This is a genomic window from Streptomyces sp. NBC_00029 (assembly GCF_045160505.1).
Taxonomy (GTDB): domain Bacteria; phylum Actinomycetota; class Actinomycetes; order Streptomycetales; family Streptomycetaceae; genus Streptomyces.
In genome coordinates this window covers 1,658,515-1,684,702 of record NZ_CP108292.1, presented here as the reverse complement: position 1 = coordinate 1,684,702, position 26,188 = coordinate 1,658,515, and the positions used below count along the sequence as shown (strand labels likewise).

The following is a 26,188-nucleotide window of genomic DNA, read 5'->3' as shown; positions in this document are numbered from 1 at the left end:
TTCATAACCGGTCGCTAACTCGAGGCCCATAGCGTCAGTGCCGTCCGACAATTACCCAATCAGAAAAGGGCGTCGACATGGCACTCGGTCGGCATTCCGATTTCAATCGCCTGTGGTTCGGGCAGACCGTCAGCAACTTCGGCGACAAGATCTCCCTCCTCGCGCTACCCACCCTCGCGGTCGTGGTGCTGGACGGCGGAGCCTTGGAGGTCGGCGTGCTCGGCGCGCTGCGCTTCCTCCCCTTCCTGCTGCTCGCCCCGTTCGCGGGGCTCGTGGCCGACCGGGTCTCGCGGCGCACCGTCATGATCGTCGCCGACCTGGGCCGCTTCCTGGCCCTCGCAACGATCCCGCTGGCATTCGCCCTCGATTCCGTCAGCATGACCCACGTCTACATCGTGGCCGCACTCACCGGTATCCTCACCACCTTCTTCGAGGTCTCCTACCAGTCCTGGCTGCCGCAGCTCATCGGCACCGAGAACCTCATCGAAGGCAATACGAAACTCCAGATCAGCCGGAGCGTCGCGGAAGCAGTCGGAGCCGGCGCCGGTGGCGCGCTCATCCAGGTGCTCGGCGCCGCCCGCGCCATCACCGCCGACGCGTTCACCTTCCTCATCTCGCTGGCCGCCCTGCTCGTCATCCGTCACCGGGACACCCGTGAGCGGACCGAAGAGCGCAAGGCGTCCGCCAAGGCAGAGATGAAGGAGGGCATGCGCACCCTCTTCGGCAACCCGGTGCTGCGCGGCCTGTTCACCGCCAACGTCGTGGTCAACCTCGGTGCCGCGATGGGTGACGCCCTCCTGATCGTCTACGCCTACAAGGTGCTGAACCTCAGCCCCGGCCAGGTCGGCATCGCCTTCGCCGTCATGTCGGTCTTCGTCATCGTCGGCGCGGTGCTCTCCGAGGTGGTCTCCAAGAGCCTCTCCGTCGGCCGCCTCCTGGTGATCACCGCCGTCGTCCTCGGCGCCGGCTACATCCTGATCCCGACGGGCGGCGCGGTCGGCGGCTTCGTCGGACTGATCGTGGTCCAGGCCGTCATCGGCTTCGTCTCCCCGATGTTCGACATCCACGTCCTCAGCCTCGTCCAGGGGGTCACCCCGAACGAGCAGATGGGCCGCGTCAGCGGCACCGCGCTCTCCGCGGTGTACGGCGCCCTGTCGCTGGGCTACTTCGCCGGCGGCGCGCTCGGCGAGGGCATCGGCCTGACCGGCGGCCTCGCGGTGGCCGGCGCCGTGACCATCGTCGGAGGCCTGACCCTGCTGGGCGGCCCGGTGGCCAAGATCAAGGAAATGCCCGCCGGTGACAACGCCGAGGAGGGATCTCCGGCCGCCGACGAGGCCAGGATCACCGCCTGATCGACGCACGACGGGGGAGCGGGAGTGGGCGCCGGCCGAACGGCGCCCACTCCGCACCGCGCCCCGCGCCGTGCACCGGGCCCCACCCCGCGCCCCATCCCGTACGTCCGCTCCCGCTCCCGCACCCGCAGCCGGACGCGGACACGCGCACCCCGCACCCACCCGCAGCCCCAGCCCCAGCGCCGCGCACCGCGCGGCGCCACCTCGCCGTATCCCTCTCCCGACTCCCGAAGACGCACGGAGGCTCAAGGTGAGCGAGTCCCTCGCCGAACGCATAGCCGCACTGCCGAAGTCCCGCCGGGCACTGTTCCAGGCCCTGACCGGCCGAGCCGGCGGGCGCGCCGCAGTACGGGAGGACCCCGATCCCGCGCCCCGTGACCCCGCCGACCCGCCGGTGCTCTCCTTCGCACAGCGCCGCCTCTGGTTCATCGACCAGCTGCAGCCCGGCAGCCCCGCCTACAACGTGCCGGTGGCCACCCGCATCCGCGGCCCGCTCGACGTCGGCGCCCTGCACGGGGCGCTCCAGGACATCGTGGACCGCCACGAGGTGCTGCGGACCGTCTACACCTACCAGGAGGGCGCCACCGAGGCCGTGCCCCGGGTGGTGGACGGCTACCGGCTGCCCCTGCCGCTGACCGAGCTCCCCGGTGAGGACGCGGTCCGGCCGTTCTACGACGCCGACGCGGGAGCCCCCTTCGACCTGGCCGGCGCCGTCCCGCTGCGGGCCCGGCTCGGCCGGATCGGCGCCGAGGACCACGTCCTCGTCCTGAACCTGCACCACATCGTCACCGACGGCTGGTCCATGCGCGTGCTCTACACCGAACTGGAGCGCGCCTACGCCGCCCGCACCGGGGCGCCCGCCGAGGCCCCGGCCCCGCTCGCCCTCCAGTACGCCGACTTCGCCACCTGGCAGCGCCGCCGCGTCAGCGGGGACCGGCTGGAGGGCCTCACCTCCTTCTGGCGCGAGGAGCTGGGCGGCGCCACCCCCGTGGACCTGCCCACCGACCGGCCCAGACCCCCCGTCTTCGGCCACGCCGGCGCCTCCCGCTACATCGACCTCCCGCCCCGGCTCATCGCCCGGCTGCGGGAGTTCGGCAAGTCGGAGGGCGCCACCCTCTACATGACGATGCTGGCCGGCTTCGCCGCCACCCTGCGCCGCTGGACCGGCCAGGAGGACATCATCGTCGGCACCTCCGTCTCCGGCCGCGACCACCCGGCCTTCGGCGAGCTCATCGGCTTCTTCGTCAACACCCTGCCGCTGCGCATCAGAACCGGCGGCGACCCCGGTTTCGCCGAGCTGGTCCGAGCCACCCGCCACACCACCCTCCAGGCGTACGCGCACCAGGAACTGCCCTTCGACCTGATCGTCGACGCCCTCGGACTGCCCCGGGACCCGAGCCGGCCGCCGCTCACCTCCGTGATGTTCCTCCTCGACGAGACCCCGGACACCGCCCCGGGCCTGGCGGGCGTCGCCACCGAGCCCATCGACTTCTCCTCGCACGCCACCAAGTACGACCTCATGATCAGCGTCCACGACACCGGCACGGCGGTCCGGGCCCTCGTCGAGTACCCCACGGCCCTGTTCGACGCCGCGACCGTGGACCGCCTCCTCGGCCACTTCCTCACCACCCTCGAAGGGGCGCTCGCCCGCCCGGACGCCCCGCTGTCCGCCCTGCCCCTGCTCACCGACGGCGAGCGCCGCGCCGCCCTGGACGACTGGAACGCCACCCGCGCCCCCTTCCCCCAGGACGCCTGCCTGCACGAGCTGTTCGAGCAGCACGCCGACCGGCGGCCCGACGCGCCCGCGGTGGTCCTCGGCGGACTCGGCGGCTGGAACGTCACCTACGGGGAACTGGAGGAGCGCGCCAACCGGCTCGCGCACCGTCTCGTCGAAGCCGGCGCGGGACCCGACCGGACCGTCGCCCTGTGCCTGCGCCGGGGCCCCGGCCTGGTCACCGCGATCCTCGCCGTCCTCAAGGCCGGCGGGGCCTACGTACCCCTCGACCCGGACTACCCGGCCGAGCGCCTGGCGCTCCTGCTGCGGGACTCCGCACCGCCCATCGTCGTCTCCGACGCCGAGCTGATCGGCCGGCTGCCCGTCCCCGCCGGTACCGCGCAGGTGCTGCTCGACACCGACCGGGCCGCGCTCGCCGAGCTGCCCCCGACCCGGCCGGCCGTCCCCGTCACCTCCCGGGACCTGGCCTACATCATCTTCACCTCGGGCTCCACCGGCACCCCCAAGGGCATCGCCCTGGAACACCGCGGCGTGGTCAACAACCTCCTCGACCTCAACCGTTCGTACGGCATCGGGCCCGGCGACAGTGTCCTCGCCCTGTCCTCGCCCAGCTTCGACATGAGCGTCTACGAGACCCTCGGCATCCTGGCCGCGGGCGGCACGCTCGTCCTGCCCGACCCGGCCGCCGCCAAGGACCCGGCGCACTGGGCCGACCTCGTCGAGCGGCACGGCGTCACCGTCTGGAACTCCGCCCCCGCCCTCCTCGGTCTCCTCACCGACCAGCTCGAACACGCCGGCGGACCCCGGCTGCCGAAGCTGCGCACCGCCTTCCTCGGCGGCGACTGGATCCCCGTCACCCAGCCCGACCGGATCCGCGCCTTCGCGCCCGGCCTGTCCTTCGTGGCGCTCGGCGGGGCGACCGAGGCCTCCATCCACTCGGTGGAGTACCCCGTCGGCCGGGTCGATCCCGAGTGGACGAAGCTCCCGTACGGGCGGCCCATGGCCAACCAGCTCGCCTACGTCCTCGACCCGCAGGACCGCCTCGTCCCCGTCGGCGTGCCCGGCGAACTCCACCTCGGCGGGGTCGGACTGGCCCGCGGCTACCTGGGCCGGCCCGAGCTGACCGAGGAGAAGTTCGTCCGGGTCGAACTGGAGCCCGGACGCACCGAACGGCTGTACCGCACCGGCGACCTGGCCCGCTACGGAGCCGACGGCACGATCGAACTCCTCGGCCGCACCGACTTCCGGATCAAGCTGAACGGGCTCCGCATCGAGCCCGGCGAGGTGGAGAGCGCGCTGCGCGCGTGCCCCGGGGTCCGCGAGGCCGTCGTCGCCGCCCGCCGCACCGCCGGCTCCGACCGGCTCGTCGGCTACGTGGTGCCCGAGGAGGGCGCCGACGTGGACACGGCCGCCCTGCGCACCGCGCTCGCCGCCGTCCTGCCGCCGCACTGCGTCCCCGCCGACCTGGTGCCGCTGGAGCGGCTGCCGCTCAGCCCCAACGGCAAGGTGGACCGGGGCGCGCTGCCCGACCCGCGCCCCACCGCACCCGCGCCGGGCCCCACCGCCGCCGCGGCGCACGTGGGGGCGGACCCGGTCGCCCTGCGGATCGCCGCCGTCTGGGCCGAGGTGCTCGGGGTGCAGGTGGCGCCCGACGACGACTTCTTCGCCCTCGGCGGGGACTCCTTCGCCGCCGTACGCGCGGTCCGCGCCGTCGCCACCGCCCTGCCGGACGGCGGAGCCGCCGCCCTGCGCGTCGTCGACCTCTTCAGCAACCCGACCCCGGCCGCCCTCGCCGCCCGCACCGCCGAACTCGCCGGAACGGGCGCGGGTGCCGGCGCGGGAGCGCCGGGCCCCGGACTGCTGCACCGGCTCACGCCCCAACGCCCGCCCGGCACCACCTCGTTGACCCTCGTCTGCTTCCCGCACGGAGGCGGCGACGCCATCGCCTACCAGCCCCTCGCCGCACAGCTCCCGCCGCACATCGAGCTCCTGGCCGTCTCGCCGCCCGGACACGACCCGCTGCGCCCCGGCCCGATGCTGCCGGTCCCCGAGTTCGCCGAACTCGCCGCACAGGAGATCGCCCGCACCGTGCAGGGCCCGTACGCGGTCTACGGCCACTGCGCCGGAGTCGTCACCGCGCTGGAGACCACCCACGTGCTGGAACGGATGGGGCAGCGGCCCATCGCCCTGGACCTCGCCGCGGCCCTCCCCGAGGAGGACCCCGAGTACGCCCTGGAGATGGAACGTGTCTCCGGCGACGACGACCTCGTCGCCTACCTGACCACCATGGACGGCTTCGACGGCGTCCTCGACGACAGCGACCTCACCTCCGTCCTGCGGATGGTCCGCCACGACATGACCGAGGCCGCCCGCTTCTTCGCCCGCACCCCGGGCGGCTACGACCGGCCCCTGGCCACCCCCCTCACCTGCATCATCGGCGACGCCGACGACGCGACCGAGGGATACGAGGACGGCTACCGCGCCTGGGGCCGCTACGCGGCCGACGTGCGGCTCGCCGTGATCCCCGGGGGCCGCCACTACTTCGCCAAGCACCTGCCCGACGCTCTCGCCGCGCTCCTCGCCGACCTGCACCGCAACGGAGGAACCCATGTCTGATCTCGCCGAACGGCTCGGCCGTCTGCCCCAGGGACAGCGCTCCCGGCTGCTGGGGCGGATGCGCAACCAGATGACGGCCGGCGTGGGCCGCCGCATCGAACTGGGGCGCGCCGACCACGGACCGCGGTCCCGCTCCTCCTTCCAGCAGGAGCAGATGTGGTTCGTCGACAAGCTCGGTGCCGGCAAGGCCCGCAACAACATAGCCCTGGCGATAAGCCTGGGCGGTCCCCTCGACCGGGCCGCCCTGCACGAGGCGCTGAACGCCGTCGTCGCCCGCCACCAGGTGCTCCACAGCAAACTCGTCGAGATCGACGGTGTCCCCTGGCAGGAGCCCGTCCCCTCCTTCGTGCTCGGCGTCCAGAGCACCGACCTGTCCGGCAGCGAGGACGCGGACCGCGAACTCGCCGAGCTCACCGCCACCTGCGCCGCCGCCCCCTTCGACCTGGCCGCCGCCCCGCCCGTCCGCGCCCACCTGGTCCGCCTCGCCGAGGACCGGCACGTCCTGCTCTGGGTCGTCCACCACGTCGCCTGGGACCCGGGCTCGACCCGCATCTTCACCGAGGAGCTGACCTCCAGCTACGCGGCGGCCGCCGCGGGCAAACGCCCCGAGGCCCCCCCGCTCGCCGTCGAGTACGCCGACTTCGCGGCCTGGCAGCGCGCCAAGCTGGAGAACGACGAGCACGGCCGGGCCCTGGCGGGCAAATGGCGCCAGATCCTGGCCGGCGCAGTGGCCACCGAGGTCCTGCCCGACCACCCGCGCGGTCCCGAGACCCGCGGCGACGGTCGCGGTCTGAAACTGACCCTGGACCAGAAGCTGCTGGACCGCCTCACCGAGCTCGCCGACGCCGGCAACACCACCGTCTTCACCACCCTGCTCGCCGCGTTCAACGCGCTGCTGCGGCACTGGACCCGTACCGAGGACGTCGTCGTCGGCACGGCCAGCGCCTCCCGGCCGCACCCCGACCTGGAGCAGGTCATCGGCTGCTTCGTGCAGATGATCACCCTGCGGACCGAGGTCACCGACCGGCTCACCTTCCGCGAGCTGGTGACCCGTACCGCGGCCTCCGTCATGGACTCCTTCACCAACAGCGAGCTGCCCTTCGAGCAGGTCGTCGAGGCCGTCCGCCCGGTGCGCGACCCGCTGCGGCACCCGCTCTTCCAGATCGAGTTCACCTCGCTCGGCCGCTGGGGAACCCACCGGGCGCAGGCCGCCGACGTCGAGTTCAGCATGGAGCAACTGCACGACGGCGCGGCCAAGTTCGACATGAGCTTCCTGGTCGGCGAGAACGACGGCCTGGAACTCTCCCTCGAGTACAACACTTCCCTCTACCGGCACGGCACGGCGAGCGCCCTGCTCGCCGCCTTCCGCCAGGTGCTGGAGCAGGTCGCCGAGAACCCCGACCTCCTGGTCGGCGACATCAGCCTGGTCGAGGAGCCGGCCGCCTCCCGGCACGCCCGCGAGCTGTCGCGCGGCGGCCCGGTGGACGAGGCCGCCTGGACCACCACCCTGGACCGCGCGTTCCGCGAGCGGGCCACCATCCACCCCGATGCCGTCGCCGTCCGCCACGGCTCCACCCGGCTCGACTACGCCGCCCTCGACCGCTGGTCCGAGGCCATCGCGCACCGGCTGCGCGACCGCGGTGTCCGGCACGGCGACCCCGTCGCGGTGTGCGTCGCCCGCGGACCGGCCGCCGTCGCCGGAGTCCTCGGCGTGCTCAAGGCGGGGGCCCACTACATTCCGGTCGACCCGGCCGCCCCGGCCGAGCGGACCCGTACGGTCCTCACCGACGCCAAGGTCAGGCACGCCCTCGTCGACGAGGCCGCGCAACTGCCGGTACCGCTGGAGCTGGTGACCACCGGAACGGCCGCCCCCGTCCGGGAGGTCCCCTCCCTCGCGCCGACCTCCCACCCCGGCGACCTGGCCTACGTGCTCTACACCTCGGGCAGCAGCGGAACCCCCAAGGGGGTCATGATCGAGCACCGCTCGGTCACCCACTTCTCCCGCACCATCGCCAAGGCCTACGAGATCCGGGCCGAGGACCGCGTCCTGCAGTTCGCCCCGCTCACCTTCGACGTCTCCGTCTTCGAGATCTTCACCACCCTGCTCGCCGGCGGCTCGCTCGTCATCGCCACCGACGACGAGCGCCGCGATCCGGCCCTGCTCCAGACCCGGATGTGCGAGGACGCGGTCACCGTCGCGGAACTCCCGCCCGCCCTGCTGCCGTTGCTCGACCAGGCAGGCCTGCCCGACCTGCGGCTGGTCTCCGTGGGCGGCGAGGCCTTCCCCGGCAGGCTGGTCGCCGAATGGACCGCGGGGGAGCGCAGGTTCGTCAACGGCTACGGCCCCACCGAGGCGACCGTCGCCGTCACCCTGATGGACTGCACCGGCAGCTACGACCGGAACCCCCCGATCGGCCGGCCCATGCCGGGCCACCAGGCCTTCGTCCTCGACGAGCGGCTGCGCCCCGTCCCGCCCGGCGTGCCCGGCGAACTGTGCGTCGCCGGCCCCGGCGTGGCCCGCGGCTACCTGGGCCGCCCCGAGCTCACCGCCGACCGCTTCGCCGACAACCCCTACGCGGACGGCCCCGAGACCGAGCGCCTCTACCGCACCGGTGACCTGGTCCGCTGGCTGCCCGGCGGCAACCTGGACTTCCTCGGCCGCACCGACCGCCAGCTCAAGGTGCGCGGCCACCGCATCGAGCCCGGCGAGATCGAGTCCGTGCTCACCGGGCACCCGTCGGTGCAGCAGGCCGTCGTCGTGGCCCAGCCCGCCGCGGGCGGCGAGCGCATGCTGGCCGCCTACGTCACCGTCGAACAGGTGGGCTCCTACGCCTCCGAGGTCGCCGACGCCGAGGGCCTGCGCGCCTACGCGGCCGGCCGGCTGCCCGGCTACATGGTTCCGGTCGTCGTCGTCCTGGACGAACTGCCGCTCACCCCGCACGGCAAGGTCGACACCGCCGCCCTGCCCCAGCCGGCCGAACTGTCCGCGCAGGGCGGCACCGCGCCGCGCGACGCCGTCGAGGAACAGATCTGCCGGGACATCCTCACCCCGCTCCTGGAATGGCAGAACCCGGACGTGGAGGGCGACTTCTTCGCCCTGGGCGGCAGCTCCCTGCAGGCCACCATCGTGGTCTCCCGGGTCCGCGCCCTCTTCGGCATCGACATCGCCCTCGCCGACTTCTTCGGCCGCCCGACGGTCTCCGGACTCGCCGAGCTGGTCCGTAAGGCCAAGGCCGAGGCCGCCGGCGAACAGGACCGGCTGCTCGCGGTCTTCGAGCAGATCGAGAACATGAGCGACGACGAGGCCGCCGCCCTGCTCGGCTCCCTCCAGCACCCGGACGGTCCCTGATGGCCGACGGGGCCGGGCTCGAAGGAGCGCTCGCCGCGCTCCCCGAGGCGAAGCGCGAGCTCGCCCGGCTGATGCTGGCCGCCCGGCAGCCCGTACCCGCCCACCCGGCCCCGCGCTCCGGCGCGGGGCCGGTCCCCCCGACCGCGCTCCAGGCCCGGCTGTGGCGCAGCGAACGCACCCACCCGGCCGTCGCCACCGGCTCGCACGCCCTGCGGCTGACCGGGCCGCTCGACCCCGAGCGGCTCGCGGAGGCCCTCACCGGGGTGCTGCGCCGCCACGAGGCGCTGCGCACCCGGCTCACCGTCTCCACCAGCGGGCAGCCGAGGCTGCACGTGGACGAGGAACCGGTTCTGCGGCTCACCCGGGCCGACCTCTCGGGCTTCACCCCGCAGGCCGCCGCCGAACGCGTGGCCCTGCAGAGCACCGAGAGCGCCTCCACCGTCCTCGACCTGGAGAGCGGCCGCACCAGCGCCTTCCGGCTGCTGCGGCTCGCCCCCGACGAGCACGTCCTGATCCTCGCCTCCCACCTCGCGGTCTTCGACGGCTGGTCCTCCGGGGTCCTCCTCACGGACCTGGCCACGGGCTACCGCGAGGGCCCGGCGGCCCTCGTCCCGCCCGCACTGCAGTTCCCCGACTACGCCGACTGGCAGCACCGTTGGCTCGCCGGACCCGACGGCTCGGCCGAACTGGCCCGCCGACGCGCGGTGTTCGCCGCCGATCCGCCCGCACCCCGGGCACCCGGCGGATTCGAACGCGGTCACGTGCCCGTACGGCTGGCCCGCGGGCCGGTCGCCGGCGGGCTGGAACTGGGCGCGGCCGAGGGGGCCACCCCGTTCATGACGCTGCTCGCCGCGCTGGCCGTGGTACTGGCCCGCAGGCAGGCCCGTACCTCCCTGGTGATCGGCACCCCCGCGGCCGGCCGCTTCGCGGGCGCCCTCGAGGGCGCCGTCGGGCAGTTCACCACCGTGGTACCGATCCGGCTCGACCTGGCGGGCGGCCCCACCTTCCGGGAACTGCTGCACCGCACCCGGACCGCGGTGGCCGACGCGCTGGCCCACCAGCGCCTGCCCGTGGACGTCCTGTTCGGCGAGGGCACGCCCCCGCCGTACAACGTCCTGTTCGCCCTCCACAACTACCCGGCGGCCCCCCTGGACCTCCCGGGCATCGAGGTCGGCCAGCTGCCGGGACCGCCCGCCCGGCACCTGGAGCTCTACAGCCCCGACCCGGCCGCTGCCCTCGCCTGTGTCGGCCTCGTGGAACGGGACGGCGAGATCGGCGGCACCGCCGAGTACAACCGCCACGCGGCCACGCCCGAGGACGTGCGGGGCCTGCTCACCGGAATCGAGGACGTGCTGGACCGGGCCACCGCCGCGCCCGCATCCCCGCTCACCATCTAGGGAGTTGCCCGTGCTCACCACCGAGTTCTACCGTGCGCCCGCGGACTGCGGGCTGCTGCGGAGCGGAGCCGACGTGCCCCGCACCCCCATGCGGGCCCTGCGCGAGGACATCCACGACATCCTGGTCTCCGCCCCCGTGGCCGAGGCCCGGCGCACCCGCGACCCGCGGCCCATCCACCGGGCCCTGGGCGAACGGGGCCTCCTCGCCCCCCAGTGGCCCGAGGAGTACGGCGGCCGCGGCATCAGCCAGGTCGCGGCCGCCGTACTGGTCGAGGAACTGGCCATGCACGACGTGCCCGATCTGCTGCACACCCTCACCGTGCAGATCGTCGGATCCACCCTGCTCAATGTCGCGAGTCCCGCGATGAAGGCCCGGCACCTGCCGGGCTTCGCGGCCGGCACCGCCTTCGGCTGCGTGCTGTTCAGCGAACCCCAGGCCGGCTCCGACCTCAACATCCTCTCCACCCGCGCCGTGTCCGACGGCAAGGGCGGCTACAAGCTGTACGGAACCAAGGTCCATTCGCTCTTCGCCCGGCTCGCCGACTACGGCCTGTGCCTGGCCCGGGGCGAGGACGACGCCTTCAGCCTCTTCCTGGTCCCCCTGGCCCAGGAGGGCGTCACCATCCGGCAGATCCCCGGCATGGGCGACGACGCCTTCCACGAGGTCACCCTCGACGGCGTGGCCGTGACCGCCGACGACGTGGTCGGCGAGACCGGCCAGGGCTGGGCGATCGTCGTCAAGACGCTCGCCTTCGAGCGCACCGGCCTCGACTACTACGTCAAGGCGCTGCGCTGGTACCGGGCCGCCGTGGAACGGCTGGAGGTCCAGACCGACCGGCTGGAGGCGGGCCAGCACGACCAGATCGGCCTGGCCAAGCTCAACGCCCGGCTGCTCGCGGCGGGCACGCTGGTCCGCCGCGTCCTCACCCGCCTCGACCGGGGCGAGCTCAACGAGGACGAGGCGGCCGCCGCCAAGTGGTACACCACCGAGCTCGCCGCGGAGGTGGCCTGGTGGGCCGCGGAACTCGACGGCGACCGCAGCATGACCCTCGACGACCCCGAGGTCGACGGGGTGGCACACCCACTCGATTCTGCGTTGCGCGAAGCCCCGGGAATGCGGATTTCGGGCGGCACCGCGGAAATGATGCTGGAGACGCTGGCCCGGCTGCGTCTCGACTCAGGGGCGGAGGTACGGCCGTGACGTCACAGGCGGTAGGCGGGAACGGGACGGGCGGCCGGGGCGCGGCGGACGCGCCCGAACGGTGGCGGGAGCGGGAGGACGAGGACTCCCTCTTCCGGCAGCTGCGGCTCACCGTGCGCCAGGGCCTGGAGGTCGACGGGGACACGCCCGCCGGCGCCTGGGAGGCGCTGACCCAGGTGGGCGCCTGGGAATTCGCCCTCCCCATCGGCAAGGACGGCCTCGACCTGGGCCAGGCGGTCGTCGCCATGGTCTGCGAGGAGGCGGGCAACGCGATGCAGCCCGTCCCGCTGACCGACACCCTCCTCGCCCTGGACCTGATCTCGGGCCTCGGCCCCCTCGCCCCCGAGGAGACCGACGGCCTCCTGGACCGGGTACGGACCGGGGAGGTGCAGCTCGCCGTGCCGGGCCGGCTGCCCGATCCGCGCGGCACCGTACCGCCGGGCATCACCTGGAAACCGGACGGGGACACCGGCGGAGTCGTACTCACCGGCACCGGCGGCCCCTTCGCCGCCGGAGTCGGGCCGGGCGCCCTGCTGGTCCTGGCGAGCGGCCCCGACGGCCCGTGCGTGGCGCTCGTGGGCCTGCCCACGGAGGGCGTGGCGGTACGCCCGCTGCGCGACCACGGCGGCGGAGCCGTCGCCGGCGCCGCCTTCGACGAGGCCCGGCTGCCGGCCGGAGCGGTCCTGCTGCGCGGCCTCGCCGCCGAAAACGCCCTCGCCCGGGTGGGGCTGCGCGCCGCCGTCCACCAGGCCTCGCTGCTGGCCGGGATCACGGCGGCCGCCCTGACCGCGGTCGTCTCCCGGATCCGCGGCCGGCAGCAGTTCGGCCAGGCCCTGGTCAAACACCAGGGCCCCCGGCTGCGGGTGGCCGGCCTGCTGGCCCGCCTCGACGCCGTGCGCTGGGCCGTGGGCGACGCCGCCCGTGACCTCGACGAGGACCGGCTCACCCCGGGGGAGGCCGCCGGGCTGATCGCCCTCACGGCGGAGACCACCCTCGATGTGACACGTGACGCGGTCCATCTGCACGGCGCCTCGGGGCTGGTCCGGGACGGCCTGGTGGCGGGCTGCTACCGGCGCGCGGCATGGGAGGCCATGCGCTGCGGGCGCCCGGCCCAGCTGTGGGACACCGCGGCGCACACGCCCTGACCGGCACCGCACGAGGGAAGGGGCCCCCGCACCGCGGGAGCCCCTTCTGCGTACGGCCGAGGCCGTCAGACCAGGTCGCGCCGGACGACCCAGCGGTGGCGCTTGTCGCTCTTGGCCTCGGTGCGGTGGACCCGGCGGAAACCGGCCCGCTCGAACATGTCCATCGTCCCCACGTAGGCGAGGGTCGGGTTCACCCGGCCGCCCTCCGGGTCCACCGGATACCCCTCGACGGCGGGCGCGCCATGGGTCCGTGCGTGCTCGACGGCCCCCTCCAGCAGGCCCGAGGCGACCCCCTTGCCGCGGAACTCCTTGCGCACGACGAAGCAGGTCACCGACCACACCGGCAGATCGTCCACCGGTGTGATCGTCTTCGACGAGGTCAGCCGGTCGAGCTGGCGGCGCGGCGCCACGTTGCACCAGCCGGCCACCTCGCCGTCCAGGAATCCCAGGACCCCGGGCGGCGGATCGGCCTTCTCCATGAGGTTCTGCAGGTGCTCGCCCCGCTCGTCCGCGGTGAGCCGCCCGTAGTCGCCGGTGGACAGCCGCCAGGCCATGCACCAGCACGTGTGCGCGCTCTTCTTCGGCTGGAGCACCTTCCGGATGTCGTCCCACAGATCCGCCGTGGCGGGCCGTACTTCTAAGCTCATGCTGCTACTTCGCTCTCTTCCGCTTCTTACAGGTGTCCCGCGGGCGCGGTGTTGCGCGCCGCGGCGACGACATCGGTCATAACGGCGACCAGCACCTCGAGGGCCCGCCGGCACGCCTTCTCTCCTGCGTCCAGATGGGTGACCAGCCGGACCGTCCGCGGGCCGGGCGCGGTCACCAGCACTCCTTCCTGCGCCGCCCGTGCGACGACCGCGTCGGCGCCGGGTACCTCGATGAGGACGATGTTGGTCTCCGGCGGGCGCACGGCGAACCCCGCATCCCGCAGCCCCGCCGCCAGCAGCCCGGCGTTGGCGTGGTCCTCCGCGATCCGCTCCACGTGGTGGTCCAGGGCGTACAGTCCCGCAGCCGCCAGGATGCCCGACTGCCGCATCCCGCCGCCCAGTCCGTGCCGCAACTTCCTTGCGCGCGGCAGGTGTTCGACCGGCAGCAGGAGCACCGACCCGACCGGTGCGCCCAGGCCCTTCGACAGGCACACGGACAGCGAGTCGACCGTCTCCCCGTACGCCCGCGCCGACGCGCCCGTCGCGGCCATCGCGTTCCAGATCCGGGCCCCGTCCATGTGGACCGTCAGGCCCGCGCCGGCCGTCAGTTCCCGTACGGCGCGCAGCGTCCCCAGCGGGTGGACCGTACCGCCGGCCCGGGTGTGGGTCTGCTCCACCTCCACCGCACGGGTACCGAGCGTGTACGGGTTGCCCCGCCGGATCACCCCGGCCAGCAGGGCCGGGGTGATCACCCCCCGCTCGGCGGTCACCGTGCGGGTCTGGATCCCGCCGTAGCGGGCCGGGGAGGCCTCCTCGTGCGCCAGGACGTGCGCCTCGGCATCGCACACCAGCTCCTCGCCGGGGCCGACGAGGAGCTGGAGGGCGATCTGGTTGGCCATCACCCCGGACGGTGTGAACAGCGCCGCGGAGAAACCGAAGAGCCCGCCGAGCCGGTCCTCCAGCGCGCGGACGGTCGGATCCTCCCCGAAGAGGTCGTCACCGACCTCCGCGCCGGCCATCGCGGCCCGCATCCCGGGACCCGGCCGGGTCACCGTGTCGCTGCGCAGATCGGCGGTCTCGAAACTCCCGATGGTCATGACGGTACGTCAACTCCTCGCTCGCGGGACATCCGGGTGTACCGGGCCGGGCCGGGCCGAGCGCCTGCACCCGGCCCGGCCGACTCCCGGAAGGCCGACTCCTTCGAATCCATGCTCCGTTCAGCGGCCGGCTCGTCCATCGGCGCACGTACGTCACGCTCGTACCGCTCGCGGTGGCGCAGGCGCCACGCCTCCTTGCTGTTGTCGGCCGCGAGGTCCTCGTACAGGCGCAGCGCCGAGGGCGGGAAGCCGCTGAAGGTCACGGCAGATACCCCGGCAGGGGGTGGGCCGCGCACAGCTCGGAGACCCGGGTGCGCACCCGGTCGCGCAGCGCGTCCGTCAGTACGCCGCCCTGCGCGCGCAGCGCGACGAGGACATCGGCGACCAGGTCGGCGCACTCGGCGGCCACCGCGTGGTCCATGCCGCGCGCGGCCAGCGTGTTGGTGCCCAGCCGCAGTCCACCGGTCACCCGGACCGGCGTGGTGTCGCCGGGGACCCGGTTGCGGTTGACGACGATCCCGCAGGACTCCAGGGCCTGCTCGGCGACATCCCCGGTGACCCCGCTGCCGCGCAGGTCGAGCAGCACCATGTGGGTGTCCGTACCGCCGGTGACCAGCCGGAATCCCCGGTCCGAGAGACGCTCGGCGATCGCCTGCGCGCCGTCCGCGAGCCGCTTGGCGAGCTCGGCGAAATCGGGGCTCGCCACGAAGTCCAGGGCGCGCGCCTTGGCCGCCACCGACGCCAGGTCGGGCGTGCCCTGCGTGAAGGGGAACACGGCGCGGCGCAAGGTCGCGGCGAGGGTGCCGCGCTCCGGTCCGGGCCTGCGGGCGTCCCGGCCGAGCATGATCAGCCCGCCGCGCGGGCCGTACAGCTGCTTGTAGGTGCTGGTGGTCGTCACGTGGGCGTGGTCGACGGGGCTCTGGTGGAGGCCGGCCGCGACCAGTCCGGCGATGTGCGAGATGTCGGCCAGGAGATAGGCGTTGGCCTCGTCCGCGATCTCCCGGAAGCGGGCGAAGTCGATGCTGCGGGGGTAGGCGCTCGCCCCGCAGACGATCAGCTTCGGACGGTGCTCCAGGGCCAGCTCGCGGATCTGGTCGTAGTCGAGCAGCCCGTCCGGTGTCACCCGGTAGCCGTGGGCACGGTAGTAGCGGCCGGTCACCGAGGCGGGGGAGCCGTGGGTGAGGTGGCCGCCGCAGTCCAGGTCCAGCCCGAGCAGGCTGTCACCCGGGCTCAGCAGCGCCGTGATCACCGCGAGGTTCGCGGAGGAGCCGGAGTGCGGCTGCACGATCGCGTCCTGCGCCCCGAAGGCCGCGCACGCCCGGTCGATCGCGAGGCGTTCGATCTCGTCGGCGACCCCGCAGCCGGCGTGGTAGCGGTTCCCGGGGAAGCCCTCGGCGGTCAGGTTGCCGAGCGCGCTGCCCTCGCAGGCCAGGACGGAGGGGTCCGCGACGCTGGACGCCGCGACCATCATCAGGGTGTCGCGCTGACGGGCCGACTCACGGGCCAGCAGCGAGTACAGGGCACCGTCGCGCTCTCTGAGCCGCTGTGCGGCGTGCCCGGCGAAATCGACCAGGTCGGGGTCGGGTCCGGGGCCGGGAGCGGCGCCGGGAGCCGTGGGCAGCTCCGGCTCGGTGACGGGCGCGGGCAGGGTGAGACTCATGACTGTCCCCTCTCGGAATCGTCCGTGCTGACCGTGTTCTCCGTGCGGATCCGGACCGCGTCGCCGGCCGGCGCGTCCGGCTCGTCCGCCCCGTCCGCCTCCAGTTCGCCGAAGGTCTCCGCGGCGGCGACCGCCTCCGCGCCGTGCTGCTCGTCCGCGGCGATCCTCTCCGCCAGTTCGCGGATCAGCGGGTTCTGGAACACCGTCTTGACGGGCACCGGCACCCCCAGCAGCTCCTTGAGCAGGCCGGCCAGCCGGGTACCGCTGAGCGAATCGCCGCCCAGGCTGAAGAAGTTGTCACCGGGCGCCACCCCGTCCAGGCCGAGGATGTCCGCGACCGCCGCGCACAGCACCAGCTCCAGCGCACTGCCGGGCCCGTCCCCGCCGTCCCGTACGGCCGCCTCGTCGGCGGACTGCTGCTGCCGCCCAGCGGAGGAGGCCAGCAGCAGCCGGTCCACCTTGCCGTTGCGGGTCAGCGGGAGCTCCGGCAGCACGGTGAGGGCGGCCGGCACCATGTAGGCCGGCAGCTGGGCGGCGAGCCGCTCCAGCACCGGCCCGGCCGCGTCGCCGTCGGCCACCACGAAGGCGTGCAGCCGCCGTACCCCGTGGGCACTGGCGGGGGCCACCACCACGGCCGCGCCGACCCCGGGGTCCTGGCGCAGTACGGCCTCGATCTCGCCCAGCTCGATCCGGTGGCCCTGGATCTTCACCTGGAAGTCGTCGCGGCCCAGGATCTCGATGCTGCCGTCCGGGAGGTACCGGCCCAGGTCGCCGGTCAGATAAGCGCGTTCGCCGCTCTCCGGCAGGTGGACGAAGCGGTTCGCGGTGCGCTCCGCGTCGTTCCAGTAGCCGAGCGCGAGCCCGACGTCGCTGGCCACGGCCATCTCGCCGACCACCCCGAGCGGACGCTCGTAGGCGGCCGGGTCGACGATGTAGTAGCGCTGGTTGGTGATCGGCCTGCCGTACGGGATGCTCGTCCAGGACGGGTCGACCTCGCCGATCGGCTGGAACAGCGACCAGCAGATCGTCTCGGTCGGACCGCCCGAACCCACCACCTGGATCCGCGGGCTCTGCGCCCGCAGCCGGTCCGGCAGCGTCAGCGGGATCCAGTCGCCCGAGAGCACGGACAGCCGCAGGGACTCCAGTGGCCGGCCGCCGCCGCGGCGCTCGCGCACCTCCGCCTCCCCGACGAGCAGTTCCATCAGCACGGGTACGGAGTTCCACAGGGTGACCTGCTCCGCCTGCACCAGATCGGCCCAGATGTCGGGCTCGGCGTGCTCGAAGGGCGGGGGCAGCACCACGGTCCCGCCCTGGGTCAGCACCCCGAAGACGTCGTAGATCGAGGCGTCGAAATGCAGCCCGGAGATGGCAAGCAGCCGGTCCCGGGCGCCGACCTCGAAGCGCTCGGCGACATCGCGGACCAGGTTGACCACGCCGATGTGGTCGACCATCACGCCCTTGGGCTCACCCGTCGAGCCCGAGGTGAAGATGGTGTACGCGAGGTCCGCGGGGGTCTGCGCGGTGTCGGGCCGGGTGTCGGCGCCCGACTCGAAGTCCTTGTCCACTCGGTAGCGGCGGGCCGTCGGCGGCCAGCTGATCCGGGAGTCCAGGCGGGACTGGGTGAGGATCCGGTCGACCTTGGCCTCGGCGAGCAGGCGGCGCAGCCGCTCCGGGGGCACGGACGGATCCAGCGGCAGGTACGCGGCGCCGGAGGCGAGGATCCCGTACACCGCGGCGTACTGCTCCCAGCCCTTCTCCATCACGACGGCGACCAGCTCGCCCGGGGCCGCCCCGTGGTCCCGCAGGGTGTGCCCGATCCGCCAGGCGTACGAGGCCAGTTCGGCGTAGCTCAGGCGCCGTCCGCCGGCGTCCACCACGGCCTCGGCGTCGGGCGTACGCTCCACCTGCCGGGCGAACAGCTCGTGCAGGGTGGTGTACGGGATCTGCCCGGCGGTGTCGTTGACCTGGCGGCGCAGCGTCCGCTCGGCCGCCGGGATCAGGTCGAAGCGCCGGGTGTGCAGGGACTGCGGGTCGTCGTTGATCCGCTCCAGGAGGTCCACGTACACGCCGAAGGCGGCGTCGACGAAACCGGGCGCGAACGCCCCGTCGACGAAGTCCCAGATGACGCGCAGCTCACCGGCCAGTTCGCGCAGCTGTACGTCGAGCGAGACCTGCGGGGTCTGCGAGATCGAGTACACCTCCCGGCCCAGGTCCGTGACGGGCCTGCGCACCGGGTAGTCGAGCAGGCTGGTGACGACGACCGGCATGCCGGCCTGCGCGCCCACCCCGTGCAGCCGGGTCAGCTCGCGCAGCACCCGTACGCCGTTGAAGGCGCCGTGCTCCGCGTCGCGGGCGAGCTGGTCGCGCAGGGCGTGCGCCCGGTCCAGGAAGGTCGCGCCCGAACCGTCGGCGGCGAGCATCACGGCATTGGTGAAGTCACCGAGCACACCGGCGATGTCCGGGTGCACCGCGGGACGCTGGAAGATCGGGTAGTTGATGGTGAAGTCGGACTCCTCGGCCCAGCACCGGACCACCTCCGCGAAGGCGGCGGTGAGCAGCACCGACGGGGTCAGTCCCGCTTCGTGCGCCCGCGCGGTGAAGCGCTGCCAGTCGGCGGGGGACAGGCGGTGCTCGCGCCGGTCGAAACGCACCTCGCGCCCGTCGTCGGCGGAGCCGCCCGTGGGCAGCGAGGGGGCCGGCGGCAGGGTGGGGATGCGCTCCAGCCAGTACGCACGGGCGGTGCGGAAGGCCTCGGTGTGCGGCAGGGCGTCGGCGCGCCAGCGGGCGTACTCGGCGAAGCCGATCCCGGGCTCCGGGAGTTCGGCGTCCGGGTTCTCGTACAGGTCGACCAGCTCGGGGAAGAGCACCTGGAAGGCGCTGGAGGCGTCCAGCACCTGGAGGTCGATGCCGAGGTGGACCCGGCCGGGGTTCCCCGGGCCGCCCAGCTCGATGATCCGCAGGTCGAACAGCGGCCAGCTGCCCACCGGGAAGACCACGTGGCTCATCTCGTCCCGCAGCGAGGCGAGCCGTTCCCGCGCGGCCTCCTCCGACAGGTCGCGCAGGTCCACGACCGGTATGTCGAAGGGCAGCGGGTCGGCGGGCACCCACTGGGTGCCGTCCGTGCGGCCGATCGCGCGGAGCATGTCGTGCCGGGCGACCACCTTGCGCCAGGCGGCGGCGAAACGCGCGGGATCGAGGTCCTCGCGCTCCCATTCGAAGTATCCGTAGCAGCCGATACCGCCCAGTTCGACTGCCTCACCCCGTCCGATCATCAGTGCCTGCTGCGTCTCGGTCATTGGGAAGGACGCGGCACTGTCCGCGCGAGCGGGCAGGAGCTCGGTCATGGTCCAACTCCATTCGGTGTTACGGGCCGTTGGCTGGTGCGTGCCTGGGGTCGATACGGGCCGGAGCGCCCTGCTGCGGGGCAGGGCGAGGCTAGGGGCGGTGAGTTAGCCGCCGGTTATGTTCCGTCCGGCCGGAGCTCCCGCAGTCGGGCGCCGCACCCTCGTCCAGCGAGAGCGCGAAGAGCCGTACGAGCGGATGGAACAGGTAGCAGGGCTGGCCCCACTCGTCCGCGCCGCTGACCTCCAGCAGGGCCGCGTCGGCGAGCGCCTCGAGCCGCCGTTCGGCCTCGGCCTCGGGAAGCCGCAGCGACAGCGCCGCCTCGGCGGCGGGGAACGGCTGGGGGCCGAGCGCTGCCAGCACCGGGAACACCGCCCGCACCTCGGGCTCCAGCGCCCGCCAGGACGGCAGCAGCGAGGTGTGGACGTCCAGGTCGCCCGAGTGCAGTTCCCGCAGCCGGGTGACGGGATCGGCCAGCCTGCGCGCGAGCCGGTCCGGGGTGGAGTGCGGGCGGGCCGCGATCCGGGTCCCGACGATCCGCAGGGCGAGGGGCAGACCGGCGCAGTGCTCGACGATCGAGGACGCCGCACCGGGCGCGGCGGCCACCCGGGCGGGACCGGCCGCGGCGGAGAGCAGCTCCAGCGAGTGCCGGGGCTCCAGGGGGGCGAGGGCCACGGTGTGCGCCCCGGCCACGGTGGGCAGGGCCGTCCGCCCGGTGACCAGGACCGCCGGTTCCGGGGTGTTGGGCAGCAGCGGACCCAGCTGGGCGGCCCCGGAGGCGTTGTCCAGCACGATCAGCAGCTGCCTGCCCCGGGTCCGCTCGCGGTAGAGGCGGACCAGCTGGTCCTGGTCCTCGGCGGCCGGTACGTCGTCCATGGGGCCCAGCGCGCGCAGCAGCCCGCGCAGCACCCGGGTGGGGTGCCGGGGAGTGCCGTCCGGGGCGCGCAGGTCGGCGTACAGCTGCCCGTCGGGGAAGTGCCGCTGGCAGCGGTGGGCCGCGTGGACGGCGAGGGCGGTCTTGCCGAGCCCGGCCATTCCGGTGACCAGCACCCGGCGGGGCCGCCCGGCGCCCTGCCCGTCGGGAGCCAGCGCACGGCACAGCAGCTCCAGTTCGGGCTCACGGCCGGTGAAGTCGACGGTGTCGGGCGGCAGCATGGCCGGAGCGCCGGCCGGGCGGCCGGAAGCGTCCCGCCGCGGGCCGGTCAGTACGGCGGCTGAGGAGGCGGAGCGCGGCTGCCGGTCCAGCGTGCCCTCCAGCAGGGCCCGGTAGGTGGACTGGAGCTCCTCGCCGGGGTTCACGCCGAGCTCGTCGGCGAGCACCGCGCGGCCGTGGTGGTAGAGGTGGATGGCGTCCGCCTGCCGCCCGGACCGGCACAGCGCGGTCATCAGCTGGCACCGGATGCGCTCGCGCAGCGGGAACTCGGCGACGAGGCCGGTCAGTTCGCCGGTGATCTGCTCGTGCCGGCCCAGGGCGAGATCGGCGGCGATGCGGTGCTCCAGGGTGACCGTCCGGGCCTCGGTCAGCCGCGGCGCCTCGGTGTCGGCGAGGTATTCCGTGGCGTTGGCGAAGGGCAGTCCGTTCCACCGCGCCAGGGCGCCGCGCAGCAGCTCACCTGCCTTTTCGAAGTCCTCGGCGATCAATGCCTCGCGGCCGCTGAGTGCCAGCCTCTCGAATTCCGTCAGGTCGAGGGTCGCATTACCGATGCTCATGGCATATCCGGGCGGCCTACGATCGATCAGAACCTCGTCGCCGAGAATCTTGCGCAAGCGTGAAACATAGGTGTAGAGCTGTGCGCTGACGGTGGCCGGCGGAGCCCAGCCCCACAGCAGCCGGCACAGCCGTTCGTCGGAGATCACCTCTTCACGGGCCACGAGGAGCGCCGCGAGCACGGTGTGCAGCTTCGCCCCGGAGAACGCGACCCGGTGGCCGTCCCGCCGTACCTCGACTGGCCCGAGCACTCGGAATTCCATCTACCGCCCCATCCGTGATTCATGGAGAAGAATCTCTGAACGAAGCTAGTGGAGTGCGTTGTCTCCTCGATATCGTGGCGATTTCGAGGGCGGCCGGGGTCACGAAATCGATGGAACACAGAAGAAAAAGGAGGCGTCCCTACTGTTCCATTCATGCCGCAGCGAGCGGCAGCGATGATCCACCGAGAGGGGATTCCCAGATGCGCAGCACGCGGACGGTGAAGACGGCGAACACGACGGCGGCGGCCTGCCTGGTCGTTCTTGCGGGAGTGTTCGTGGGTACGGGGGGAGCGTCGGCCGTCCTGGCGGACACGAGGACCACCACGCAGGCCGACGACATGCCCTGGGGCGTCGTCAAGCCGCTGGTCCCCCCGCACCCCGGCTCCGCCGGCACGAACGGCGACATGCCCTGGGGCTGACCGGCCCCCGCCGCAGCCCCGCCCCGCCCGGTGCTAGGTCGTCTCTTTCGGATCTTGCCGGGCCCGCGTCGCCCGGCACCGCACCTCGCCGCGTTGTCGGAGCACCGCAGTACGTCCAGTACAACGGCGCTCCTCCGCCTTGCGATGCACGGCACCGGACGACGCGGGCCGACCGACAAGATCCGAAAGAGACGACCTAGTCCTGCGGCGGAGTCAGCAGCAGGGTCAACTCCGCTGCACTGAAGGAACGATGCGGCAGCCCGGCGGCGTCCGCACCGGCGTCCCCACCGCCCGGCCGGCCGTTCCCGGCAGGCCCGCCCGCACCGCCCGCGCCACCCGCCCCACGCGCGCCACCCGTACCGCCCGCGCCACCCGGTCCGTCCCCACCGCCCGGCTCACCCGCCGCGCCCTGGACCGCCGCCAGTAACCGGCTCGCCTGCGCCCGCCAGGGCTGCGCGCCGACCTCCCCGAAGGCGGACCGCGCCCGCCGGAACCTCTCCGCCGCCTCTGCCAGGCGGCCGCCGATCGCCTCCACACATCCGAGATCGGTCACCACGCGGGCGTACAGGAAACGATCCGCCAGCTCATCCGTGATCTCCAGGGCCTGCTGCAGCGTCCCTCCCGCCGCCGACAGCAGGCCCTGGCTCCACTGTGTCTGTCCCAGCCCGCGCAGCGCGTGCGCCTCCCCGACCCGGTCGCCCTCGCCCCGGGTCAGCCGCAGGACCGCGCCGAAGGCCTCCGCGGCCTCGCCGAGATCACCCGCGCGCAGCCGCACCTCGGCCAGCCGGTACACGCTCTGCGCCTCCGCCCGCACCGATCCGGTGCGCCGGCTCAGCGCCACCGCCTCCTCGGCGAGCGGCAGCGCACCGCCCACGTTGCCCCGGTCCAGCTCGATCTGCGCCTGGAACCCCAGCAGATGGGCCTCGTTCCCGATGTCTCCCGACGCGTGGAAACCGCCGAGGGCCGCTTCGCAGAACTCCAGGGCCCGCTCCCAGTCCCCCTGGAACCGCGCGCACATGGCCAGGTTCCGCTGGGCGAGCGCCGCCCCGCCCACGTCACCGGTGTTGCGCAGCAACCGCAGCGCCGCCATGTTCCAGCCCTCGGCCTGTTCGTACCGCCGCTGGTAGATCGCCAGCGACCCCAGCAGGCGCAGCATGGTCGCCTCGCCCGGCTCGTCCCCGGCGCGCCGGGCCGAGGCCAGCGCCTGCTCGGCACAGCGCTGCCAGTCCTCCAGGTAGTTCTTCGTCTCGAAGTGCGGGACCGTGCTCTCGGTCAGCGTCCACGCGTAGCGGGCCCGGCCCGTCTCCGCCGCCTGGGCCACCAGGTCCGCCACCGCCGTGCGCTCCGACTCGAACCAGTCCATCGGGGAGTCCAGCAGTTCGTCGGCCAGCTCCGTCAGGAACAGGGGGGCGGGCGCGGGCGTACGCCCCGCCGGGAACCGGCGCCCGTCGATCCGCCGGTGCGCCTCCTCGGCCAGCCAGACCCAGGCCGCGAAGGCCCGGTCCAGCGCGGCGTCCGTCTCCCCCTCCGGTTCGTCCGACTCCGCGCGCTCGCGGGCGAACAGCCTCAGCAGGTCCTGGAACCGGTAGCGTGCGGCCCGCCCCGGCGCCGTGTCGGCGACCTCCAGCAGCTGCGCGTCGACCAGCTGGTCGATCAGCTCCTCCGCGTGCCACACATCGGTGTCCAGTACGGCCGCTCCCGCCCAGGCGGCGAAGTCCGCCGTGCGCAGCAGTCCGAGCCTGCGGTACATCCGGGCCGCCTCCGGCGGCAGGTCCCGGTAGGTGAGCCGGAAGCCGGCCCGCACCCCGCCCTCACCCGGGCTCAGCACGTCGAGCCGGGACCGGTGGTCGCGCAGCCGCGCCACCAGGCTCCGTACGCTCAGCCCCGGTTTGGCCGCCAGGCGCGCCCCGGCGATCCGCAGCGCGAGGGGCAGACAGTCGCACAGGGCGCCGAGCTGTTCCACCGCCACCGGGTCGCTGCCGAACCGGTCGGCCCCGGCGAGCTTGATGAGCAGGGCCGTCGCCTCGGTCGGTTCCAGCATCCGCAGCCGCAGCGTCAGCGTCGTGTAGTCCCCGGTCAGGTCCCCCAGGCTCTCCCGGCTGGTGGCCAGCACCACGCTGCGGCCACCGCCCGGGAGCAGGGGTCTGAGCTGGTGGAAGGACCGTACGTTGTCCAGGACGATCAGTGTCTTGCGGGTGCTGAGCAGGCTCCGGAACAGCGAGGCCCGCTCGTCGGGGTCCGGCGGGATCTGGGGCGCCCCGATCCCGAGGGCGCGCAGGAACCGGTCGAGCACGGCGGCGGGGGACACCGGGGCGTGCTCCTCGTCGTAGCCGCGCAGATCGGCGAACAGCTGGCCGTCCGGGAACTGATCGGCGACCTGGCTCGCCCAGTGCACCGCGAGCGCGGTCTTGCCCACCCCGCCGACGCCGACGATCGTCGCCAGCGCCGGGGTGTGCGGGTTGTAGGGCTCCTTCAGGAGCCGGTCCAGGGAGGTCATCTCGCGCTGCCGGCCGGTGAACGCCATGACGTCGGCGGGCAGTTGCGCGGGGATGGTGTTCAGGGCCGTCGGCGCCGGCGCCACCGCGGTGGGGGGCCTGGTCAGCTCGGGGGAGTCGCGCAGGATCAGGTCGTGCAGCTGCCGCAGTCCGGGACCCGGTTCGATCCCGAGCTGCTCGGTGAGTAACCGGCGGCCCTGCAGGAACACCTCCAGGGCCTCGGCACGCTGCCCCGACCGGTACAGGGCCAGCATCAGGTGTTCGCGGCACTGCTCGCGCAGGGGGTGCCGGGCCACCAGCTCGCTGAGCTCACCGGTGAGCGCGCGGTGGCGGCCCAACTGGAGCATCAGCCCGGCCCGTTCCTCCATGAGCGCGAGCCGCATCTGCTCCAGTCTGGTGGTCTCCGCCTCCAGCCGCGATCCGGACGGCTCGTCCAGTGCGGAGCCGCGCCAGATGCTCAGCGCCTCCTCGAACTGCGTGCACGCCTCTTCGGTCCGGCCGTGCCGGGCGGCGTCCCGCCCCTGCTCGGCCCGCTCCATGAATTCCTGGACGTCGATGCGGTGTTCACCCTTGGCCAGCACGTAGCCCGGGGGAGAGGTGATCAGCAGATCGGTCACCCCGGCCTGCTTGAAGGTCTTGCGGAGGGTGGCCACGCAGATGGCGATCTGGTTGCGCGCCGTCGCCGGGGGCGATTCCGGCCAGACGGCGTCGACCAGGGTGTCCACCGAAACGATCCGGTCGGCGTAGAGCACCAGCATGGACAGGACCGTGGCCTGGCGCCGGCCGTTGATGCGCAGCGGACCCTCATCGGTCTGGACGACCAGCGGCCCCAGCACTCTGAAGACATACCGATTCAAAAGGTCCCCCGGCCTTGAAACCCCGCGTCAGGCGCGAACGGTACCGCAAAGAGGATTCCTCGGTGCAGTCAACTCTTGGGAAAAACCGCGTCAGTTTCAGGCCAGCTTGTCCGTATAGCGGTGGACACGCGCACGGGCTTCACGGAGAGTCGTCGGAACCGATCGACGACAACGCGCCGGACAGGCCCCGCAGCACCTCGGCCGTGCGGTGCACCTCGTCCTCGCCGCCGAGACCCGCGTACAGCTGCCGGGCCAGCTCGGCCAGGCAGGAGTCGATCTCCCGTTTCGCGGCGACGCCCTGCTCGGTGGCGGTGAGCAGCTTCGCCCGCCGGTGCGCCGGATTGTCCAGATAGACCGCCAGGCCCTGCCGCACCAGCAGGTCCGCTATGCGCTGGACGCTCTGCCGGCTGGTCCCCACGCGCCGGGCCACCGCGGACACGGAAAGTGACTCCCCCGTCACGGTGCTGAGTATCTGCCAGCGGGCCGCGCTGAGCCCGGAAGCGAGCGCGAGCCGGTCGAGGGCGGCGGTGAACCGTCCGTTCAGCCGGAAGACCGCCACGGCGGCCCGGCTGAACGCCTCGGCCTGCCCGGACTCCACCCTTCGCGTCAACGTCGGTCCCCTTCCGTACGCCCCGCGGGTCGCTGCACGATAACAGCGCGTGGTCACGCCGACGAGAGTCGGCCGGGGCTGAGTAACCGGCCGGAGCGCGGTGTCCCGCCGGGGGAGGTGACGCGGGTGCACCGAGGGCCCTCCCAGGGCTGGACCGTTGGCAGACCCATGGCCGACAAATGTGCTGCAGAGCTGTATCAATGGCCCAGTTGTCGAGGGTCCGGTTGAGCCAGTGGGCCTCCGGATGGTTATCTGTGGCGTATCCATGTACTTACGGCGCCGCGCAGCGCCGGAC

General features: G+C 73.4%; 15 protein-coding genes. 7 read left to right on the top strand and 8 right to left on the bottom strand.

All coding sequences use genetic code 11. From position 1 onward, the window contains the following. The first annotated feature begins 77 nt into the window (after positions 1–77). From OG753_RS08325 to OG753_RS08300, 6 genes are all read left to right on the top strand, one after another. Positions 78–1,352: an MFS transporter gene (locus OG753_RS08325; RefSeq protein WP_327261162.1), complete on the top strand. Its 1,275-nt coding sequence runs from the start codon at positions 78–80 to the stop codon at positions 1,350–1,352. 250 nt (positions 1,353–1,602) lie between these two features. Continuing rightward, positions 1,603–5,703 (top strand): non-ribosomal peptide synthetase, encoded by a 4,101-nt coding sequence (locus tag OG753_RS08320; RefSeq protein WP_405787887.1) that lies wholly within the window; start codon positions 1,603–1,605, stop codon positions 5,701–5,703. Further along, a complete protein-coding gene (locus tag OG753_RS08315) occupies positions 5,696–9,052 on the top strand; it encodes a non-ribosomal peptide synthetase (protein WP_405787886.1) in 3,357 nt (1,118 codons plus the stop codon). The genes OG753_RS08320 and OG753_RS08315 overlap by 8 nt, the downstream gene beginning before the upstream one ends. Then, on the top strand, positions 9,052–10,449 hold the full coding sequence (locus tag OG753_RS08310) for a condensation domain-containing protein (protein ID WP_405787885.1): 1,398 nt from the start codon (positions 9,052–9,054) through the stop codon (positions 10,447–10,449). Before OG753_RS08315 ends, OG753_RS08310 begins: the two co-directional genes overlap by 1 nt. 10 nt (positions 10,450–10,459) lie before the next feature. Continuing rightward, positions 10,460–11,650: an acyl-CoA dehydrogenase family protein gene (locus OG753_RS08305; RefSeq protein ID WP_405787884.1), complete on the top strand. Its 1,191-nt coding sequence runs from the start codon at positions 10,460–10,462 to the stop codon at positions 11,648–11,650. Continuing rightward, positions 11,647–12,795 (top strand): acyl-CoA dehydrogenase family protein, encoded by a 1,149-nt coding sequence (locus OG753_RS08300; protein WP_405787883.1) that lies wholly within the window; start codon positions 11,647–11,649, stop codon positions 12,793–12,795. Before OG753_RS08305 ends, OG753_RS08300 begins: the two co-directional genes overlap by 4 nt. A 65-nt stretch (positions 12,796–12,860) precedes the next feature. On the opposite strand, the gene OG753_RS08295 is transcribed toward OG753_RS08300, so the two are convergent. From OG753_RS08295 to OG753_RS08270, 6 genes are all read right to left on the bottom strand, one after another. Further along, positions 12,861–13,442: a GNAT family N-acetyltransferase gene (locus OG753_RS08295; protein ID WP_327261156.1), complete on the bottom strand. Its 582-nt coding sequence runs from the start codon at positions 13,440–13,442 to the stop codon at positions 12,861–12,863. Positions 13,443–13,468: 26 nt separating this feature from the next. Continuing rightward, entirely contained in the window at positions 13,469–14,539 is a 1,071-nt protein-coding gene (locus OG753_RS08290) for a threonine aldolase family protein (RefSeq protein ID WP_405787882.1), read from the bottom strand. Beyond that, entirely contained in the window at positions 14,536–14,802 is a 267-nt protein-coding gene (locus tag OG753_RS08285) for a hypothetical protein (RefSeq protein WP_327261154.1), read from the bottom strand. The genes OG753_RS08290 and OG753_RS08285 overlap by 4 nt, the downstream gene beginning before the upstream one ends. Beyond that, positions 14,799–16,199 carry a serine hydroxymethyltransferase gene (gene glyA / locus OG753_RS08280; protein WP_327261153.1) on the bottom strand — a complete coding sequence of 467 codons (1,401 nt, stop codon included), beginning with the start codon at positions 16,197–16,199 and terminating at the stop codon, positions 14,799–14,801. Before glyA ends, OG753_RS08285 begins: the two co-directional genes overlap by 4 nt. Next, positions 16,196–19,543: a non-ribosomal peptide synthetase gene (locus tag OG753_RS08275; protein ID WP_405787881.1), complete on the bottom strand. Its 3,348-nt coding sequence runs from the start codon at positions 19,541–19,543 to the stop codon at positions 16,196–16,198. The genes glyA and OG753_RS08275 overlap by 4 nt, the downstream gene beginning before the upstream one ends. A 91-nt stretch (positions 19,544–19,634) precedes the next feature. Continuing rightward, positions 19,635–21,500 (bottom strand): BTAD domain-containing putative transcriptional regulator, encoded by a 1,866-nt coding sequence (locus OG753_RS08270; RefSeq protein WP_405787880.1) that lies wholly within the window; start codon positions 21,498–21,500, stop codon positions 19,635–19,637. A 212-nt stretch (positions 21,501–21,712) separates the two neighbouring features. Here OG753_RS08270 and OG753_RS08265 point away from each other — a divergent pair, with 212 nt between their 5' ends. Continuing rightward, positions 21,713–21,931 (top strand): hypothetical protein, encoded by a 219-nt coding sequence (locus OG753_RS08265; RefSeq protein WP_327261150.1) that lies wholly within the window; start codon positions 21,713–21,715, stop codon positions 21,929–21,931. Positions 21,932–22,127: 196 nt separating this feature from the next. On the opposite strand, the gene OG753_RS08260 is transcribed toward OG753_RS08265, so the two are convergent. Together OG753_RS08260 and OG753_RS08255 are read right to left on the bottom strand one after the other, a co-directional pair. Beyond that, complete coding sequence (locus OG753_RS08260; protein WP_405787879.1) at positions 22,128–25,262, bottom strand: BTAD domain-containing putative transcriptional regulator; 3,135 nt, start codon at positions 25,260–25,262, stop codon at positions 22,128–22,130. A gap of 160 nt (positions 25,263–25,422) precedes the next feature. Beyond that, the gene (locus OG753_RS08255; protein ID WP_327261148.1) at positions 25,423–25,893 is read right to left on the bottom strand and encodes a MarR family transcriptional regulator; all 471 of its coding nucleotides are present in this window, start codon (positions 25,891–25,893) and stop codon (positions 25,423–25,425) included. Positions 25,894–26,188: the final 295 nt, after the last annotated feature.